Annotated in this window: 17 protein-coding genes and 1 tRNA gene; 11 read left to right on the top strand and 7 right to left on the bottom strand. The window is 70.5% G+C overall.

What is annotated here, in order from left to right:
• The 4 genes from NS283_RS11440 to NS283_RS11455 all read left to right on the top strand — a co-directional run.
• On the top strand, positions 1 to 1,244 hold a 1,244-nt coding region (locus tag NS283_RS11440; RefSeq protein ID WP_058596996.1), incomplete at its 5' end, for a GMC oxidoreductase.
• A 176-nt stretch (positions 1,245 to 1,420) separates the two neighbouring features.
• Positions 1,421 to 1,810, top strand: a complete 390-nt coding sequence (locus NS283_RS11445) for an ester cyclase (protein ID WP_058596997.1) — start codon at positions 1,421 to 1,423, stop codon at positions 1,808 to 1,810.
• Between the two features lie 99 nt (positions 1,811 to 1,909).
• Positions 1,910 to 2,206: a hypothetical protein gene (locus NS283_RS11450; RefSeq protein ID WP_193751308.1), complete on the top strand. Its 297-nt coding sequence runs from the start codon at positions 1,910 to 1,912 to the stop codon at positions 2,204 to 2,206.
• Entirely contained in the window at positions 2,206 to 2,643 is a 438-nt protein-coding gene (locus NS283_RS11455) for a BLUF domain-containing protein (RefSeq protein WP_058596998.1), read from the top strand. Before NS283_RS11450 ends, NS283_RS11455 begins: the two co-directional genes overlap by 1 nt.
• Before the next feature lie 29 nt (positions 2,644 to 2,672).
• Here the strand turns inward: NS283_RS11455 and NS283_RS11460 are convergent, their stop codons facing one another.
• Entirely contained in the window at positions 2,673 to 3,761 is a 1,089-nt protein-coding gene (locus NS283_RS11460; RefSeq protein WP_058596999.1) for a Gfo/Idh/MocA family protein, read from the bottom strand.
• On the bottom strand, positions 3,734 to 4,441 hold the full coding sequence (locus NS283_RS11465; protein WP_058597000.1) for a ThuA domain-containing protein: 708 nt from the start codon (positions 4,439 to 4,441) through the stop codon (positions 3,734 to 3,736). Before NS283_RS11465 ends, NS283_RS11460 begins: the two co-directional genes overlap by 28 nt.
• A gap of 99 nt (positions 4,442 to 4,540) precedes the next feature.
• On the opposite strand from NS283_RS11465, the gene NS283_RS11470 reads away from it, so the two are divergent.
• Positions 4,541 to 5,530: a LacI family DNA-binding transcriptional regulator gene (locus tag NS283_RS11470; RefSeq protein WP_058597001.1), complete on the top strand. Its 990-nt coding sequence runs from the start codon at positions 4,541 to 4,543 to the stop codon at positions 5,528 to 5,530.
• Positions 5,531 to 5,742: 212 nt separating this feature from the next.
• A complete protein-coding gene (locus NS283_RS11475; protein WP_058597002.1) occupies positions 5,743 to 6,375 on the top strand; it encodes a Pr6Pr family membrane protein in 633 nt (210 codons plus the stop codon).
• Positions 6,376 to 6,468: 93 nt separating this feature from the next.
• On the opposite strand, the gene NS283_RS11480 is transcribed toward NS283_RS11475, so the two are convergent.
• The 3 genes from NS283_RS11480 to NS283_RS11490 all read right to left on the bottom strand — a co-directional run bounded on the left by NS283_RS11480 (position 6,469) and on the right by NS283_RS11490 (position 8,030).
• Positions 6,469 to 7,044, bottom strand: a complete 576-nt coding sequence (locus tag NS283_RS11480; RefSeq protein WP_058597003.1) for a YdeI/OmpD-associated family protein — start codon at positions 7,042 to 7,044, stop codon at positions 6,469 to 6,471.
• Positions 7,045 to 7,211: 167 nt separating this feature from the next.
• Positions 7,212 to 7,442 carry a hypothetical protein gene (locus tag NS283_RS11485; RefSeq protein WP_058597004.1) on the bottom strand — a complete coding sequence of 77 codons (231 nt, stop codon included), beginning with the start codon at positions 7,440 to 7,442 and terminating at the stop codon, positions 7,212 to 7,214.
• A gap of 517 nt (positions 7,443 to 7,959) precedes the next feature.
• Positions 7,960 to 8,030 (bottom strand) — tRNA-Gly (locus NS283_RS11490).
• A gap of 191 nt (positions 8,031 to 8,221) precedes the next feature.
• Here NS283_RS11490 and dcd point away from each other — a divergent pair.
• Complete coding sequence (gene dcd / locus NS283_RS11495) at positions 8,222 to 8,827, top strand: dCTP deaminase (RefSeq protein ID WP_058597005.1); 606 nt, start codon at positions 8,222 to 8,224, stop codon at positions 8,825 to 8,827.
• Between the two features lie 137 nt (positions 8,828 to 8,964).
• Here dcd and NS283_RS18930 read toward each other — a convergent pair whose 3' ends face one another.
• Positions 8,965 to 9,795 carry a MarR family winged helix-turn-helix transcriptional regulator gene (locus NS283_RS18930; protein ID WP_193752674.1) on the bottom strand — a complete coding sequence of 277 codons (831 nt, stop codon included), beginning with the start codon at positions 9,793 to 9,795 and terminating at the stop codon, positions 8,965 to 8,967.
• A gap of 107 nt (positions 9,796 to 9,902) precedes the next feature.
• Here NS283_RS18930 and NS283_RS19250 point away from each other — a divergent pair, with 107 nt between their 5' ends.
• On the top strand, positions 9,903 to 10,409 hold the full coding sequence (locus tag NS283_RS19250) for a MarR family winged helix-turn-helix transcriptional regulator (protein WP_081317401.1): 507 nt from the start codon (positions 9,903 to 9,905) through the stop codon (positions 10,407 to 10,409).
• Between the two features lie 206 nt (positions 10,410 to 10,615).
• Here the strand turns inward: NS283_RS19250 and NS283_RS11510 are convergent, their stop codons facing one another.
• A complete protein-coding gene (locus NS283_RS11510) occupies positions 10,616 to 11,989 on the bottom strand; it encodes an MFS transporter (protein WP_058597022.1) in 1,374 nt (457 codons plus the stop codon).
• A 126-nt stretch (positions 11,990 to 12,115) separates the two neighbouring features.
• On the opposite strand from NS283_RS11510, the gene NS283_RS11515 reads away from it, so the two are divergent.
• The 3 genes from NS283_RS11515 (at position 12,116) to NS283_RS11525 (ending at position 16,766) form a co-directional block, all read left to right on the top strand.
• On the top strand, positions 12,116 to 13,864 hold the full coding sequence (locus NS283_RS11515) for a DEAD/DEAH box helicase (protein ID WP_058597007.1): 1,749 nt from the start codon (positions 12,116 to 12,118) through the stop codon (positions 13,862 to 13,864).
• 394 nt (positions 13,865 to 14,258) lie between these two features.
• A complete protein-coding gene (gene dnaK, locus NS283_RS11520) occupies positions 14,259 to 16,130 on the top strand; it encodes a molecular chaperone DnaK (protein WP_058597008.1) in 1,872 nt (623 codons plus the stop codon).
• A gap of 9 nt (positions 16,131 to 16,139) precedes the next feature.
• Complete coding sequence (locus NS283_RS11525; protein ID WP_058597009.1) at positions 16,140 to 16,766, top strand: nucleotide exchange factor GrpE; 627 nt, start codon at positions 16,140 to 16,142, stop codon at positions 16,764 to 16,766.
• The last annotated feature ends 6 nt before the right edge of the window (positions 16,767 to 16,772 follow it).

Below are 16,772 nucleotides of genomic sequence, written 5' to 3' on the forward strand. Positions count from 1 at the left end.
CAGTGCGCGCCCTGGCCACCAACGTCGGTGGCCAGGGCGCGCACTGGACCTGCGCCATCCCGCGTCCGGCCTTCAGCGAGAGACTCGACTTCGTCGGCGACGACGAGTGGGAAGACCTCATCTCCACCGCCGAAGACCTCCTGCACAAGCAGAGCGCCGCCTTCTCGGACTCCCCGGTCGGCGCCGCGATCCGCACGCTCCTCGACCGCGAGTTCGGTGCCGAGCTGCCCGAGGGCTACGGCGTCAGCACGCTCCCCGTCGCGGGCGACCCGCAGCCCGACGGCTCGATGCGCTGGGCCGGCGCCGACACCGTGCTGGGCCCCCTCATCGAGCCCGGAACCGACACCGCCGCGCGCTTCGAGCTGCGCGACCTCACGCTCGTCCGGCGCCTCGAACACGACGGTGCGCACGTCCGGGGCGTGACCGTCGAGGATCTGCGCACGGGCGAGGAGTCGTTCGTCGCCGCGGATGTCGTCGTCGTCGCGGCCGATGCGTTCCGCTCTCCGCAGCTGCTGTGGGCTTCCGGCATCCGTCCCGCTCCGCTGGGGCGCTACCTGACCGAGCATCAGGTGGTCATCAGCACGGTCGCCCTCGACGAGGGACGCATGAGCGCTCTCGTCACCGATGACGAGCTCGAGGCCGAGCTGGCCCGCCGCGCGGTGAACCCGACCGACCCCGTCGCCGCGGTCAACCGCATCCCTTTCTCGGAGCCCGGGCACCCCTACTCGGCGCAGATCATGTACGCCGAGACCCCGCCGTTCCCCCTCGCCGCGGACCACCCCGCGCACGGGAACCGGTGGGGGTACGTGAACATGGGTTTCGGCATCCGGAAGTTCCCCCGGGTGGAAGACGGCGTGACCTTCACGGACGACGAGCTCGACTACCGCGGCATGCCGAACTTCACGATCGAGTACGCCCTCACCGAGCGCGAGGAGAAGGAGATCGCCGAGGCGACCGAGCGCCTGCGCCGCGCGGGTGAGGCGCTGGGCAGCTTCGTCGCGGGCCCGCGTCTGCTGCCGAACGGGTCGAGCCTGCACTTCATGGGCACGATGCGGACCGGGACGGATGCCGAGACCTCGGTCGCCGACCCCTACTCGCGCGTGTGGGGCTTCGACAACCTCGTCGTCGGCGGGAATGCGCTGATCCCGACGGCGAACACGATGAACCCGACGTTGATGAGCGTCGCGATCGCCGTGCGCGGCGCGCGTCGGCTCGCGGCCGACCTGGGCGGCGCGCGGCCCTGACGCGCGGGGGTCGGGTTGGGCCGTGCCGTCGTGCGGAGTTCGGGGGCGACTCGCCGTGGCGGGATGCCGTGGGGCGGCGTGTCGGGAACGGACTCCGCCTGACGGCCCGGCGCCGACGGCACGCCCCGGGGCCGACAGCACGGCCCGGTCGGGCAGCCCCGCCGGATAATGGAACGGTGGAGGCCTGGGAGACGCGTGACTGGTTCGCCGACTTCCTCGAGGCCCAGAACCGGCACGATCTCGAGGCGGTCCGTGAGTTCCTCGACCCCGGCGTGCGCCGCGCCCACCTTCCCGCCGGTGCCGAGGCCTGGATCGCCGACGTCGCCGAGCTCGTGCACGCCTTCCCCGACTGGCAGTGGAAGCGGATCCAGGTGATCGTCGAGGACGACCGCCTCGCGGTGCACCTGCGCGGATCGGGGACGCACACGGGCACGTACCGGCACCTCGCGGCCACCCGGCGGCGCGTGAACATCGCCGCGTTCGCGATGTACCGCCTCTCGCGCGGGCGGATCGTCGAGGCATCCGGCACCGACGACGCCGAGCAGATCAGCGCCTTGCTCGGCTGAGCGGACGGGTTCGAGCGCCGCTGTCAAGGAGCGCGCGGCCATCGCATGCATAGGTACGGTCGTAAGTCCGCGGAATCGCCGCGGGAGAGGAGCGCCGACATGACCGACACGAACCGCCCGGGTGCCGGCGTGGTGTGGGCCCGCGTCGAAGAGGGTTTTCACGTGGGTAGCCGCAACGGCGTCTTCCTGGGCTATCTCGACCGCGAGGCCGACGGCAGCTACCTGGCGTACGACGGACGTTCCCGCCTGGTCGGTCGCTTCCCGACGCTCGTCTCAGGCATGGCGGCGGTCACGTCCGCACCGGTCGAGACGCGTATGCCGGTCCGGCGCGAGGAGGAGATCGTCTTGCAGCAGGTGCGGACCGACCGGGAGCACCCGGGATCGGTGGTGCGGTGATGACCGAGGCTCTGCGATCGATGACCTACTCCAGCACCGCGGCGTCGGCGTTCGGCGCGAAGGAGCTCGCCGACCTGCTGGCGTCGAGCAGAGCCGCGAACCTCGCGCGCGACCTGTCGGGCATGCTGCTGTTCCGCGGCAACAGGTTCCTTCAGGTCCTCGAAGGCCCCGAGTCCGTCGTACGAGAGCTCGTCGACCGGATCCGCCGTGATCCGCGGCACCGCGACATGCGGATCCTCGTCGACGAGGAGATCGAGGAGCGTCGCTTCGCCGACTGGACCATGGGGTACGAGGTCCTCAACGTTCCGCAGAAGGCGGCGCCCGAGGGTTTCCGTGACTCGTTCGACGACCTCGACTCCGACGACGACACGGTCACGGCGCGAGCCCTGCGCGAGCTGACGGTCTGGTTCCGCGCGCGGAGTTCGAACCCACGCTGAGTCACCCGCGCTGACTCACCCGCGCTGAGTCACCCCGCGCGCCACTGCTCCTTTCCCGTGAACGGGACCACGGGCGGCGGCGTCGGCCTCGTCTCGATCTCGACGCGCGTACCGGTGCGCGCCGACTCCTGCAGGGCCGTCATCACCTCGAGCACGTGCAGCGCGATGGCGGCATCCGTGCGATCCGAGCCGGTCCGGATCCGATCCAGGATGCCGATCCCGCGGCCCGCGTGCTCGTATCCGGCGCGCTCGGTCACGGCGTGCCACTCGTCCTGACGGCCGGCGCGCACGCGCACCTCGCCGTCGAAGAGGTTGGGGTCGGGGACCGACAGGGTGCCCGTCTCGCCGTAGACCTCGATCGGGGCCGCATCGCTGACCGGTGCGTCGAAGCTGAAGGTCACGGTCGACACCGCGCCGCCGACGTGTTCGAGCACCCCCGTCACGTGGGTGTCGACCTCGACCGGGATGACCTCGCCCGCGCGCGGGCCGCTCGCGATGGTCCGCGTGTCCCGCGGTCGAGACGACGCCCCCGAGACCCGGGCGACGGGTCCGAGGAGGTGGAACAGCGTCGTGAGGTAGTACGGCCCCATGTCCAGCAGCGGACCGCCGCCCGCGCGGTAGTAGAAATCGGGGTGCGGATGCCACGCCTCGTGGCCCGCGGACACCCAGGTCGCCGTGGCGGCGAGGGGGCGGCCGATGGCGCCGGCCTCGAGAGCGGCGCGCGCGGTCTGGACGCCCGTGCCGAGCACCGTGTCGGGAGCGCAGCCGAGCCACGACGCGTCGCGTTCGCCGACGATCCGGCGGGCGTCCGCGAGCGTCGCCGCGAGCGGCTTCTCCCCGAAGACGCCCTTACCGGCGGCGAGGGCTTTCGAGGCGATCTCGGCGTGCGCGGCGGGAACGGTGAGGTTCAGGACGGTCTGCACCGCCGGGTCGGCGACGAGGTCATCGACGCTGAGGGCACGGCATCCGTCGATCCCGTTCGCGATCTCTTCGGCGCGCGCGTGGTCGAGGTCGGCGGTCGCCACGATCCGTACGTCGGGGTGGTCGCCGAGGGTGGCGAGGTACTGCGCCGAGATGACGCCGAGGCCGACTATTCCGATACCGTGCGGCTGGCCCACAGCAGTCCCCTTTCGATGATGGTGCGCACCGACGGCTCCCGCAGGACGTCGGGGGTGTGGCCCGGAGTGGCGACGAAGACGCGTCCCGCGCCCCACGCGCGTGTCCACACGGCCGGCGACACGATCGGGCGATGCCACGGGTGATACGGCTGCACGGGGTGGGTGGTCGTGGCGAGGACGTCGTTCAGATCGTCGGTCAGCACCCAGTACTGCTCGGTGTCGAGGTCGAAGTCGTCGAGGCCCGCGGTGATCTCGTGCGTGCGGCCGAGGCCGGTGATCTCGACGCGGTACGGGAGGTAGTTGTCTTCCTCGGTGCCGGGTCGCTCATCGGGATGACGACCCGGATGCGTGGCGAACTGCCCGCCGACGAGCTGCAGGTAGTCCGACGAGGCGCGGTAGGAGTCGGCGATACCTCCGTGCCATCCGGCCAGTCCCGTGCCGTTCGCGACGGCGGTGCGAAGCCCCGCGAGAGCCTCGCGAGAGATCTCCGACATCGTGACGCACTGCAGCACGAGGTCGGTCGCGGCCATCTCGTCGGCGTCGGCGTACACCTCGTTCGACTCGCTGACGCGGACGTCGAAGCCGTTGTCGCGCAGGAACGGCAGGAACAGCTCGGTCGCCTCGACCGGATGGTGCCCGTCCCACCCTCCGCGCACGACCAGCGCTCGTCGATGGCTCATGCGTCCTCCTCGTCGTGGATGGATGCCACCCTCCCACGGCCCTCGCGGCGGGACGCGAAGCTTTGCGCAAAAGTCCGCGGCATCCGGCACACTGGGATCGTGTCCCGCCCCACGCTCGCCCAGGTCGCGGACGCCGCGGGCGTGAGCATCGCGACGGTGTCGCGGGTGCTGCGCGAGCGCGGCGAGATCTCGCCGACAACGCGTGCCCGCGTGCGCGACGCGGCTGACGCGCTCGGATACGGCGCGGGCGGACGGGGGCGTCCGCGCGCGGGGACTGCGCGGCTCATCGACCTCGTGATGGGGCGGTACGACGGTCCGTACAGCGAAGAGGTGGTCGTCGGCGCGCGCGAGGCCGCGACGCGTCTCGGGTACGACCTCGTCCTCACCGCCGAGCGGGACGACCCCGCCGACGACTGGCCCGCGCGCATCGCCGCGCGCGGCTCGGGCGGCGTCGTGCTGGGCCTGAACGTCCCGACGGCCCGGCAGCTCGCGAGGCTCGAGGCCGCGGCGATCCCGCTCGTGCTGTTCGAGCCCTCGTCGGAGTCGCGCGTTCCGCTCCCGAACGTCCGCACGACCGACCGCGCGGGCGGCGCGGACGCCGCGCGGCACCTGCTCGACCGCGGCGCGCGTCGCTTCGTCGTGGTCGACGGCGCCCCCTCGTACCGGTGGGGTCGGGCGCGTGTCGAGGGCTTCGGTGCGGCGCTCGCGGATATCGTTCCGGATGCCGTGCTCCGCCGCGTCGCGACCGGGTGGAGCGCGAGCGGCGCCCGGCGTGTGGTCCGCGCGGTCCTGCCGGAGCTACCCGGCGACGGTCCCGTCGGCGTCTTCGCGTGCTCGGACGAGATGGCGGCCGGCGTGTACGCGGCGGCTGGCGATCTGCGCCTCCGCATCCCGGACGACGTGCTCGTGGTGGGCTTCGACGACGTCCGCGGTGCCCGGTGGCTGCGCCCCGCGCTGACGACGGTGCGGCAGCCGATCCGCGAGATGGCCGCGGCCGCGGTGGAGCTGCTCGTGCAGCCGCCGGCCGCGGGGGCGCCGACGACGATCGAGCTGCCGACGCGGTTGATGGTGCGGGGGTCGACGGGATGAGGCGCGGCCGCGTCGATTGCGGACGGTCTCGCGTCCGGGGATGCCGTGGACGCACAGGTCGACCGGGGGACGCCCTCGTTGCCACGGGCATCCGTGTGACGGGCGGAGGACGGGGGTGCGCCGGAGGATCCGGTGGCGCGATTCATCCTCCGCTCGTCCCTGGACCTCCGCGCGTCACGGGCCGCCGCGCCGTCGCGCGCTAGGGTCGCGGGGTGACCTCGCGGCGTGCTCGTGCGATCACGCGGCTCGTCGCCGCGAGCATCGCGCTCGTCGTCGTGCTCATCGCGTACGGACTCCGTATCGCCGTGGGCGACGGCAATCCCTTCGACTTCTTCGGATACTTCACGAACCAGACGAGCAGTCTGACCGCACTGGTGCTGATGGCGGTGGCACTCCGTCAGCTCCGTGGGCGCAGGGTCCCCGAGGCTCTCGCCGTCGCCTGGGGCGTCGGGACCGCCTGCCTCGTCGTCGTCGCGATCGTCTACAACACCCTCGTGCCCGGAACGGGGTCGGCCCCGCCGTGGGCCAGCGCCATCCTCCACATCGTGTTCCCGGTGTTCGTCGTGGCCGACTTCGCCTCGGCATCCGATCGCCCGCGCCTGCGCTGGCGAGCGCTGTGGTGGGTGCTTCCCTACCCGTGCCTCTGGCTCGCCGTCGTCCTCGTGCGCGGGCAGACGGACGGCTGGGTGCCCTACGGTTTCCTCCTGCCCGAGCGCGGCCCGGTCTCGCTCGCGGCGCACGTGATCGGCATCCTGGCGCTGTTGATGCTCGCGGCGACGGGCGTGTGGGGGCTGAGCCGGTTGCGGTCTCGAGCTCACGCGCGCGAGCCGGTGTCGCGCGCCTGATCTTCTGTGCGCCGCCGTCGCGGGCGGCTTCTGCGCGACGCGGTTCGGTGCGGGGGCCGCGAGTCCCACGTATCGGGCGGTGCGTCGATGACCTCAGCTCGTCGGATCGACGGATGCCGCGAGCCGGGCGACGTGCGCGGCGATCCGCTTCGCCCGCAGGGAGTCGCTCGTCGCGGTGACCACCGGGTGCAGCACGGAGTACCTCTCGCTCTTGTTCAGCGCCTCGAACGCACGAGCGGCCGCGGGGTCGGCATCCAGCGCCGCCCGCAGGTCGGGTGGGACCTCGATCGTGGCCGAACCCGCGTACGCGCGGTCCCACCGCCCGTCGGCCTGCGCACGGGCGATCTCGTCGGCGCCGCGCGGGCGCATGCGCCCCTCCTCGATCAGGCGCGCCACGATGTCGACGTTGCGCGTGGACCACATCGATCGCGCGCGGCGCGGAGTGAAGTGCTGGCGGAAGGTCGCGGCATCCCGAGACTGTTTGCGCCCGTCGATCCATCCGCTGCAGAGAGCCTCGTCGAGGGCCTCGGCGTAGGTGAGCGAGGTCGGCTCGGTCGTGCCCTTCTTCGCCAGGACGAGCCAGACACCGTCGCTCGTGCTCTCGTTCGCGTCGAGCCACGCGCGCCAGCGCGCGACGTCGGCGACGGTGAGTTCGGGTGGGTCGGCCACGGGCGCCTCCTCGTGCGGGGTGTCTTCGGAGAGTAGTGCGGGCGTCCGACATGGCGCCGACGGGGGCACGATGTACTCGCGATCGCCTTGGCGGGCGCTGGAGTCGCTCGAGAATCGTTTGAACGCGAAACGGCCCCGCCCGGTGTGGGCGGGGCCGAATCATCGCGTCAGCGCTGCGCGGGTGCTCTGCCGGTGAGCTTCGCCGCCTCGCGGTCGTTGGCGGACCAGACATAGGCGACGACGCCGAGGACGGCGGCGGGCGCGAGGACGGACAGCAAGAACAGCCCGATCCCGGCCCACAGTCCCTCGTTCGCGAACGTGGGGCTCACGGCGAAGCCGATGCCGACGAGGACGAGAGTCGCGACGAGAAGCAGCCGGTTGCGATGCGTGCGAGTCATGATTCATCCCCCTCCGGGGTGCGAGACAGGTCGGCAGATTACCTGGCTGTACGCCGGTCCGGTAGGCCCGTCCGTGAAGTACACCCACAGTTCGTCATTACCGGGGCAGAACCCGTTGCCCGCGACGTATTCGTTGGCGATGGTCACCGCGAACCCCGAAAACATCCACTGAGCTCAGGAAGCGTCCAGGGAACATCCACCGGGCATGCACGAGATGTCCCCCAGACGGGCGACGAACGTTTGCGCACGAGCATTCGAAGGGGTACTTCGCGGCCTCCCGCTCATGGCCGAGCAAGCGAGGCGTGCCGCGGAGGTGCTCGAGCCGGCCGCTGGCGGCTCCTGCTGGGCCACTATCGTGCCGTAGCTGAGGGGAATCGTCCCTACCGCCCCTCCACGCGCCGCTGCGCGGCGCGCGGAGCCTCCGGCGGCAGGGGCCCACCCGCTGCGGGATCCGGTTCCTACGGCACCCACGCGAAAGGCCCGCCACACCGCCTGCGGCGGTGAGTCGGGCCTTTTGAGGGGCTGACGGGAATCGAACCCGCGCTGTCTGCTTGGGAAGCAGAAGTTCTGCCATTGAACTACAGCCCCGGATGCCATGCGGCAACCCGGCCAGCATAACAGCGTCTGCGTCGCGCGCCGGCGGCGGCGTACGGCATCCCTCCCCGAACCGCAGGTGATTCGCGAGGTCGCGCACGACCGCGGCCCCACGCGTGTGGTCTCGGCCGAAGCCGTCGCGTCACGCGACGACACGGCCGGACCCCGCGCTCTAGGCTGGCCTCGTGCTGCTCTCCGATCGCGACATCCGAGCCGAACTCGCCTCCGGACGCCTGGGGCTCGACCCCTTCGATCCGGCCATGGTGCAGCCGTCGAGCGTCGACGTCCGGCTCGACCGCTACTTCCGGCTGTTCGACAACCACAAATACCCCTTCATCGACCCGGCCGAAGATCAGCCCGAGTTGACCCGTCTGATCGAGGTCGACCCCGACGAGCCGTTCATCCTCCACCCGGGCGAGTTCGCGCTCGGCTCGACCTTCGAGCGGGTCTCTCTTCCCGATGACGTCGCGGCGCGCCTCGAGGGCAAGTCGTCGCTCGGGCGTCTCGGCCTGCTGACCCACTCGACCGCCGGGTTCATCGACCCCGGATTCTCCGGCCATGTCACGCTCGAGCTCTCGAACGTCGCCACGCTGCCCATCAAGCTCTGGCCCGGGATGAAGATCGGCCAGGTCTGCTACTTCCGCCTGACCTCGCCCGCCGAGAGCCCGTACGGTTCGGGGCCCTATGGCAACCGGTACCAGGGCCAGCGCGGGCCGACGGCCTCGCGCTCCGCGCTGAACTTCCACCGGACCGACGTCGGCGCGACCGACGCGGGCTCCGCCGGACGCTGAGCACAACGCGAACAGCCCCATCGAGTCGAGCTCGGTGGGGCTGTTCGCTGCGCGGTGCGTGCCACGCCATAAACGCGATCCACGCACAGAAACACGATGTGCTCGTGTTTCCGGTCGCGGAGAGCGTTTATCGCTGATCATTCGGATGCCGAGGGCGCACCGGATGCCGAAGCCTCGCGGCCGCGGACGAACCCGGCGTCGAAGCCGCGCTCGAAGGCGCGCTGCACCGCGCGGTGGGCGCGGTGCGAACCGCCGTGACGGTGCTCGCCGTCGTGGTGCGCACCGTGAGCGTGTCCGCCGAAGCCGCGCTCGCCGCGCCCGAAACCGTCGCGGTGGCTGTGTCGACCGTGGCCGTGCTCACCGTGCTCCGCACGCTCCGACCCGTTGTGGTGGCCGCGCTCGGCGTGCTCGCCGTGCTCGAACCCCGCGTGGTCGCCGTGCCCGCGGAATCCGGGACCGAAGCCGCGTCCGAAGCCCCGGCCGGCACCGGGACCGAATGCGGGCCCGAACGCAGGGCCGAACCCGGGACCGAAGCCCCCGCGACCCCCGCGGAATCCACGGGGCCCGGAGACCGTGGCATCCACCCCGAGGGCGTCCGCGACGGCATCGAGTGAGGCGCTGAGCTGGGCCAGCTCGTCGGCCGGGAGATCGGCGAGGATCGACGCGCGATCGGCGTCGACCCGGTCGAGGATCGCGCGACCCTCGTCGGTGAGCGCCCAGACGTCGTCGCTGCGGACGATCCAGCCGCGCTCGGCGAGAGCCGCGACGCGCTTTCCGCCGCGGGCGATGCGGTCGCTCACCCAGGGGGCGTCGAGGCGACCGTCGATGACGCTGAGGATCGCGATGGTCCGCGGGTCGAGGTCGCTCTCACGGAGCAGCTCGAACAGGCGGTGGTGCAGCGCATGGCTCACGGCGCTCAGGCGATGGGCGAGGCTGCGGGCATCAAGAGAAGAAGAAGAGGTGTTCATGGGGTGTCCTTTCGTGGGCGGGGAATCCGCCGATGTATGTCATGTGACAACGAATGTACTGTGACATGTATTCCGAATGCTTGTCAAGCGACATGTAAAATTCCCTCGTGACCTCCGATCCCGCCGACGACATCGCCGCCGCTCTCGCGAAGCTGCGCGGGCGACGCCCGCGTCCCCCGTTCGGTCCGGACGAGCATCACCACCACGCCCACTCCCACGGCGGGCCGTGGGGCCGCGGGGCGCCGCCGTGGGCAGATCCCTCGCACGGACGCTTCGGCGGACCCGCACGCCTGCGCATGCTGGATGCGCTGGTCGCGGCATCCGATGCTCTATCCGTCAGCGAGATCGCCGAAGCGGTGGGTGTGGATCAGCCGCGCGCTTCGCGCCTTGTGCAGCAGGCGACGCAGATGGGTCTCGTCGCCCGCGAGCCCGACCCCGACGACGCGCGCCGGACCCGCGTGCGCCTCACTCCCGAGGGCGAGAAGCTCATCTCGAGTTTCCGCGGAAGGCGACGGGATGCCGTGCGCTCCGCGCTCGAGTCGTTCACCGAGGCCGAGCGCGCCGATCTCGCGCGTCTGCTGGCCAAATTCGCGGAGGCGTGGCCGCGGGACTGAGTCCGTGGCATCCGGGATCGTCCGCGCCGCGCGGGCGAAACTCCTGAGAAGTCGCGTGCGAGGGGGACGCCCGCCGTGAGGTCACGGGGACGTTCGGGGTGGCGGCGCGGAAAGTCAGGAGTTTCGCACGCGCGCCTCGACCCCGTGCGGCGCCCGACCGCAACGCGGGGGTTCCGCTCCACCGCACACGAAGCGAGCGCGGCGGCTCAGACGATCGCGGCCGGCTTCGCCTTCACCGGGAGCAGCAGCGCCAGGCCGACGGCGAGGATCAGCACGATCCCCAGGATGCCGAGGCGCGTGTCGCCCGTCAGCCCGACGAACAGGGCGAACAGGCCGGGGGCGAGGAACGACACCGCTCGTCCGGTGGTCGCGTAGAGGCCGAAGATCTCGCCCTCGCGGCCCTCCGGTGCGACGCGCGCGAGGAACGACCGGCTCGCCGACTGCACCGGACCGACGAAGGCGCACAGGCCGAGGCCCACGATCCAGAACCCGGTCTGCGACGTTCCGATGAAGAGCATCGCCGCGCCGAGCACGATCAGGCAGATCAGCGAGGCGGCGATCACGCGTTTCGGCCCGAAGCGGTCGTCGAAGCGTCCCGCCGCGAACGTGCTCACCCCCGCCACGACGTTCGCCGCGACGGCGAAGTAGAGCACCTCGGTCGAGCTGAAGCCGAACACCTGCGCCGCGATGATCGCGCCGAACGTGAACACGCCCGTCAGGCCGTCGCGGAACACCGCGCTCGCGACGAGGAACAGCAGCACCTGCCGGCTGTCGCGCCAGAGGGACCGCAGCGTGTTCCACAGAACGACGTACGAGCGGAAGAATCCCACCCGCACCTCGCGCCGCTGCGCCGGGATCTCGGGCACGCGCACCAGCACCGGGATCGCGAACACGGCGTACCAGAGGGCGGATGCCAGGATCGCGAGCCGGATGTTCAGGCCACCGTCCTTCGACACGGCGAGGAGGCCACCGGCATCCGGATTCCCGAAGCTCTGGATGAACAGCACGAGCAGCAGGACGAGCAGCACGATTCCGCCGACGTATCCCATGCCCCAGCCGAAGCCCGAGACGCGGCCGATGTTCTCGCGCGTCGAGACCTGCGTGAGCATCGCGTAGTAGTTGACGCTGGCGAACTCGAAGAAGACGTTCCCGACGGCGATGAGCGTCGCGCCGAGGATGAGGTACGCGGGCGTGCCCTCGACGAACACCATGGCGGCCATCGCCAGCACCACGAGACCCGTGTTCACGCCGAGCCAGAGCTTGCGGCGTCCGGTGCCGTCGGAGCGTTGGCCGAGCACCGGGGCGACCAGCGCGACCACGATGCCGGCGAACATCAGTGCCAGACCGACGATGCTGGCGTTCTCGGCGAGGGCGTGCACGAGCGCGGGGTCGTCGTCGTTCCCGTTCGCGGCGGCCACGATCGCCGGGTCGACGAAGAGTTCGCTCGCGAGGTACGTGCTGAACACGAACGTCGTCACGACGGCGTTGAAGGCGGCCGAGCCCCAGTCCCAGAGGGCCCAGGCGATGACCGGGCGTCGGGTCGAGACGTTCCGTGAGGCGGCGGTCCCGGGGGAAGGCATGTCGGTCACGCTAGGGTCCTTCGGTGAACGCCCGGTGCGCCGGGAGACAGCCGCGCCGGCATCGGCGCGCGCGTTCAGGTTATCCTCAGGCCCGCGCGCGACAGCGGAGCGGACTACCGTGGAGTCATGGCATCCGAAACCCCCGTCGACTCCGCTGAGGCTGAGACCACCCCCGAGAAGCTCACCTTCGCCGATCTGGGACTGGATGCCGCCGTGCTCAAGGCCCTGAAAGACGTGGGCTACGAGACTCCGTCGGCTATCCAGGCCGCCACGATCCCCGTGCTGCTGCAGGGGCGCGACGTCGTCGGCCTCGCCCAGACCGGAACCGGCAAGACCGCGGCCTTCGCGCTGCCGGTGCTGTCGCAGATGGAGACCGGGCACAAGAACCCGCAGGCCCTCGTGCTCGCGCCCACGCGAGAGCTCGCGCTGCAGGTCTGCGAGGCGTTCGAGAAGTACGCCGCGCACATCAAGGGCGTCTCGGTGCTGCCCGTCTACGGCGGCCAGGGCTACGGCCAGCAGCTGTCGGCGCTGCGCCGCGGCGTCGACGTGATCGTCGGCACCCCCGGTCGCATCATGGACCACCTCGACAAGGGCACGCTCGACCTGAGCGAGCTGAAGTTCCTCGTGCTCGACGAGGCCGACGAGATGCTCAAGATGGGCTTCGCCGAAGACGTCGAGACGATCCTCGCCGACACCCCCTCGACCAAGCAGGTCGCGCTCTTCTCCGCGACGATGCCGGCGCAGATCCGCCGCATCTCGGCGCAGTACCTCAACGACCCCGAAGAGATCACGGTCAAGACCAAGACCACGACCTCGGCGAACATCACGCAGCGCTACCTCGTGGTGTCGTACCAGCAGAAGATCGATGCGCTCACCCGCATCCTCGAGGTCGAGAACTTCGAGGGCATGATCGTCTTCACCCGCACCAAGAACGAGACCGAGACGGTCGCCGAGAAGCTCCGCGCCCGCGGCTACACGGCCGCCGCAATCAACGGCGACATCGCCCAGGTGCAGCGCGAGCGCACGGTCAATCAGCTGAAGTCGGGCAAGCTCGACATCCTCGTCGCCACCGACGTCGCCGCGCGCGGCCTCGACGTCGACCGCATCAGCCACGTCGTGAACTACGACCTGCCGATCGACACCGAGTCGTACGTGCACCGCATCGGCCGTACCGGCCGCGCGGGTCGGACCGGGGATGCCATCAGCTTCGTCACCCCGCGCGAGCGCCGCATGCTCACGGCGATCGAGAAGGCCACGCGCCAGCCGCTGACCGAGATGTCGCTGCCGAGCGTCGACGACGTCAACGCCACGCGCCTGACCCGCTTCGACGACGCGATCACCGCCGCCCTCGAAGACACGGCGGCGATCGCGACCTTCCGCGACGTCGTCGCGCACTACGTCGCGCACCACGACGTGCCCGAGGCAGACGTGGCCGCGGCGCTCGCCGTGGTCGCGCAGGGCGACACCCCGCTGCTGCTCGAGGAGGAGACGATCCAACAGCCGCGGTTCGACCGCGACCGCGCGGACCGCCCGGCGCGTGAGCCGCGCGAGGGAGGCGACCGCCGCAGCAGCGGTGGCCGCTTCGCGACGTACCGCATCGCGGTGGGGCGTCGCCAGCGCGTCGAACCTCGTCAGATCGTCGGGGCCCTCGCCAACGAGGGCGGCCTTCGCCGCAACGACTTCGGTGCGATTCAGATCCGCCAGGACTTCTCGCTCGTCGAGCTCCCCGCCGACCTCTCGCGCGACACGATCGACCGTCTCGCCGACACCCGCATCTCGGGCCAGCTGATCGACCTGCGCCTCGACCAGGGCGGGCGCTCCGCGAAGCGCCGCGACCGACCGCAGCGCCGTTCGTTCGACCGCGACCGCGACTGAGCCTCCGCCCGGCCGCTGCGCCGGGTCCGCGGCATCCGTCCCCGTGCCCCGCGCTCGTCGCGGCCCGAGGTTCGGCATCCATCGACGCCCCCGTACCCCTTCGGTTCGGGGGCGTCGTCGTCTCGTCGCTCCCCTCCGGAGCCACCTCGTCCCACTTATGGCCGCTTGAGCGCCCCTGGACTGGCCATAAGTGGGACATGAACCGCCAGAAGTGGGACAACCCCCTGTTGGCAGGCTCGCCCAGCCGTCCCGAAGTTGAGCCAATTCATATCAAGTCTCCTTGACGCCTCGCGGGGGCTGCGATAACCTTGAGTCATCGCGGCTCAACCCGTGAGAAGACTTCATCAGAACCACGAGCTCGGCACCGGTCGGGCTCATAAGCAAGGAGACACATATGCCACGTGCAGTGGGAATCGACCTCGGTACGACCAACTCCGTCGTGAGCGTCCTCGAGGGTGGCGAGCCCAAGGTCATCGCCAACGCCGAGGGTTTCCGCACGACCCCCTCGGTCGTCGCGTTCACGAAGGACGGCGAGGTGCTCGTCGGCGAGACCGCCAAGCGCCAGGCCGTGACCAACGTCGACCGCACCATCTCGAGCGTCAAGCGCCACATGGGCACGACCTGGACCTTCGACGTCGACGGCAAGAAGTGGACGCCGCAGGAGATCTCGGCCCGCATCCTGCAGAAGCTCAAGCGCGACGCCGAGGAGTACCTGGGTGACAGCGTGACGGATGCCGTCATCACGGTCCCCGCGTACTTCAACGACGCCGAGCGTCAGGCCACCAAGGAGGCCGGTGAGATCGCGGGCCTCAACGTCCTGCGCATCATCAACGAGCCCACCGCGGCCGCCCTGGCCTACGGCCTCGACAAGGGCAAGGAGGACGAGCTCATCCTCGTGTTCGACCTCGGTGGTGGAACCTTCGACGTCTCGCTGCTCGAGGTGGGCAAGGACGACGACTTCTCGACCATCCAGGTGCGCGCCACCGCCGGTGACAACCGCCTCGGTGGTGACGACTGGGACCAGCGTCTCGTCGAGTACCTCATCAAGCAGTTCAAGGACACCACCGGTGTCGACGTCTCGGGTGACAAGATCGCTCTCCAGCGTCTGAAGGAAGCGGCCGAGCAGGCCAAGAAGGAGCTCTCGTCGTCCACGTCGACGAGCATCAACCTGCCCTACCTGTCGCTGACCGACTCCGGCCCCGTGTCGCTGAGCGAGACGATCACGCGCGCCAAGTTCGAGGACCTCACCAAGGACCTCCTCGACCGCACCCGCAAGCCCTTCTCCGACGTCATCCGCGAGGCCGGCGTCAAGGTCGACGACATCGCCCACGTGGTGCTCGTCGGTGGCTCGACCCGCATGCCCGCGGTCGCCGAGCTGGTCAAGAAGGAGACGGGTAAGGACGCCAACAAGGGCGTGAACCCCGACGAGGTCGTCGCCGTGGGCGCAGCCCTCCAGGCCGGTGTCCTCAAGGGTGAGCGCAAGGACGTGCTGCTCATCGACGTCACCCCCCTGAGCCTCGGCATCGAGACCAAGGGCGGCATCATGACGAAGCTCATCGAGCGCAACACGGCCATCCCCACCAAGCGCAGCGAAACCTTCACCACCGCCGACGACAACCAGCCGTCGGTCGCGATCCAGGTCTTCCAGGGCGAGCGCGAGTTCACCCGCGACAACAAGCCGCTGGGCACCTTCGAGCTCACCGGTATCGCTCCGGCTCCCCGTGGCATCCCGCAGGTCGAGGTCACCTTCGACATCGACGCGAACGGCATCGTGCACGTGTCCGCGAAGGACAAGGGCACCGGCAAGGAGCAGTCGATGACCATCACGGGCGGCTCGTCGCTTCCGAAGGAAGACATCGAGCGCATGGTCCGCGAGGCCGAGGAGAACGCCGCGGAGGACAAGAAGCGCCGCGAGTCCGCCGAGACCCGCAACCAGGCCGAGACGCTCTCGTACTCGATCGAGAAGCTGATCAAGGAGAACGAGGACAAGCTCCCCGCCGAGGTCAAGACCGAGGTGCAGGGCGACGTCGACGCGCTCAAGACGGCTCTCGCCGGTGACGACGACGACGCGGTCAAGACCGCGTTCGACAAGCTGAACGCCAGCCAGGGCAAGCTCGGCGAGGCGATCTACGCCTCGTCGCAGGCCGCGGGCGAGCCCGCTGACCCCAACGTGGGCCAGCCCGGCAACGGCGAGACGCCGAACCCCGAGGAAGACGTCATCGACGCCGAGGTCGTCGACGACGAGAACCCCGACGAGAAGAAGTAAGCAGAGAACATGGCACACAAGGACGACGAACAGCCCACGGGCTCGGGCGCCGGTCCTGACGAGACGGGGCCGGAGGAGAACACCTCCGGCCCCGCGCCGTCGGGCGAGCAGTCCGAGACGCAGGACGCAGGCCAGACCCCGGATGCCGAGGGCCTGACCATCGACGACATCCTCGGCGCCGAGCAGACTCCCGAGGCAGCCGCAGAGGGCGCTTCCTCCGACAAGGAGGCGTCGCTGCTGATCGACCTCAAGCGTCTGCAGGCCGAGTACGCGAACTACCGTCGACGGACCGAGGAGCAGCGCGAGCGCGAGATCGAGCGCGCCAAGGGCGAGGCCGTGAAGGGCCTGCTGCCCGTCATGGACGACCTCGACCGCGCCGCCAAGCACGGCGACCTCGTCGAGGGCAGCCCGCTCGCCGCCATCGGCGAGAAGGTCCGCGCCGTGGCCGAGCGCCTCGGTGTGGTCTCGTACGGCGCCGTCGGCGAGGTGTTCGACCCGCAGCAGCACGAGGCGATCTTCCAGGCTCCGACCCCGGGTGCGACCGAGACGACGATCCTCGAGGTCGTCGAGGTCGGCTACCGCCTCGGCTCGGTCGAACTGCGACCGGCGAAGGTCGTCGTCGCCGTGCCGGCCTAAGAGGAG

The organism is Microbacterium testaceum (assembly GCF_001476285.1).
In the GTDB taxonomy this organism is placed as follows: Bacteria; Actinomycetota; Actinomycetes; order Actinomycetales; family Microbacteriaceae; genus Microbacterium; species Microbacterium testaceum_B.

Coding starts and splice junctions, on each gene's coding strand:
- dnaK (WP_058597008.1), top strand. CDS start 14,259: ATGCCACGTGCAGTGGGAATCGACCTCGGTACGACCAACTCCGTCGTG.
- NS283_RS11465 (WP_058597000.1), bottom strand. CDS start 4,441: ATGAGCCATCGACGAGCGCTGGTCGTGCGCGGAGGGTGGGACGGGCAC.
- NS283_RS11515 (WP_058597007.1), top strand. CDS start 12,116: ATGGCATCCGAAACCCCCGTCGACTCCGCTGAGGCTGAGACCACCCCC.
- NS283_RS11450 (WP_193751308.1), top strand. CDS start 1,910: ATGACCGACACGAACCGCCCGGGTGCCGGCGTGGTGTGGGCCCGCGTC.
- NS283_RS11485 (WP_058597004.1), bottom strand. CDS start 7,442: ATGACTCGCACGCATCGCAACCGGCTGCTTCTCGTCGCGACTCTCGTC.
- NS283_RS11525 (WP_058597009.1), top strand. CDS start 16,140: ATGGCACACAAGGACGACGAACAGCCCACGGGCTCGGGCGCCGGTCCT.
- NS283_RS18930 (WP_193752674.1), bottom strand. CDS start 9,795: ATGAACACCTCTTCTTCTTCTCTTGATGCCCGCAGCCTCGCCCATCGC.
- NS283_RS11455 (WP_058596998.1), top strand. CDS start 2,206: ATGACCGAGGCTCTGCGATCGATGACCTACTCCAGCACCGCGGCGTCG.
- NS283_RS11510 (WP_058597022.1), bottom strand. CDS start 11,989: ATGCCTTCCCCCGGGACCGCCGCCTCACGGAACGTCTCGACCCGACGC.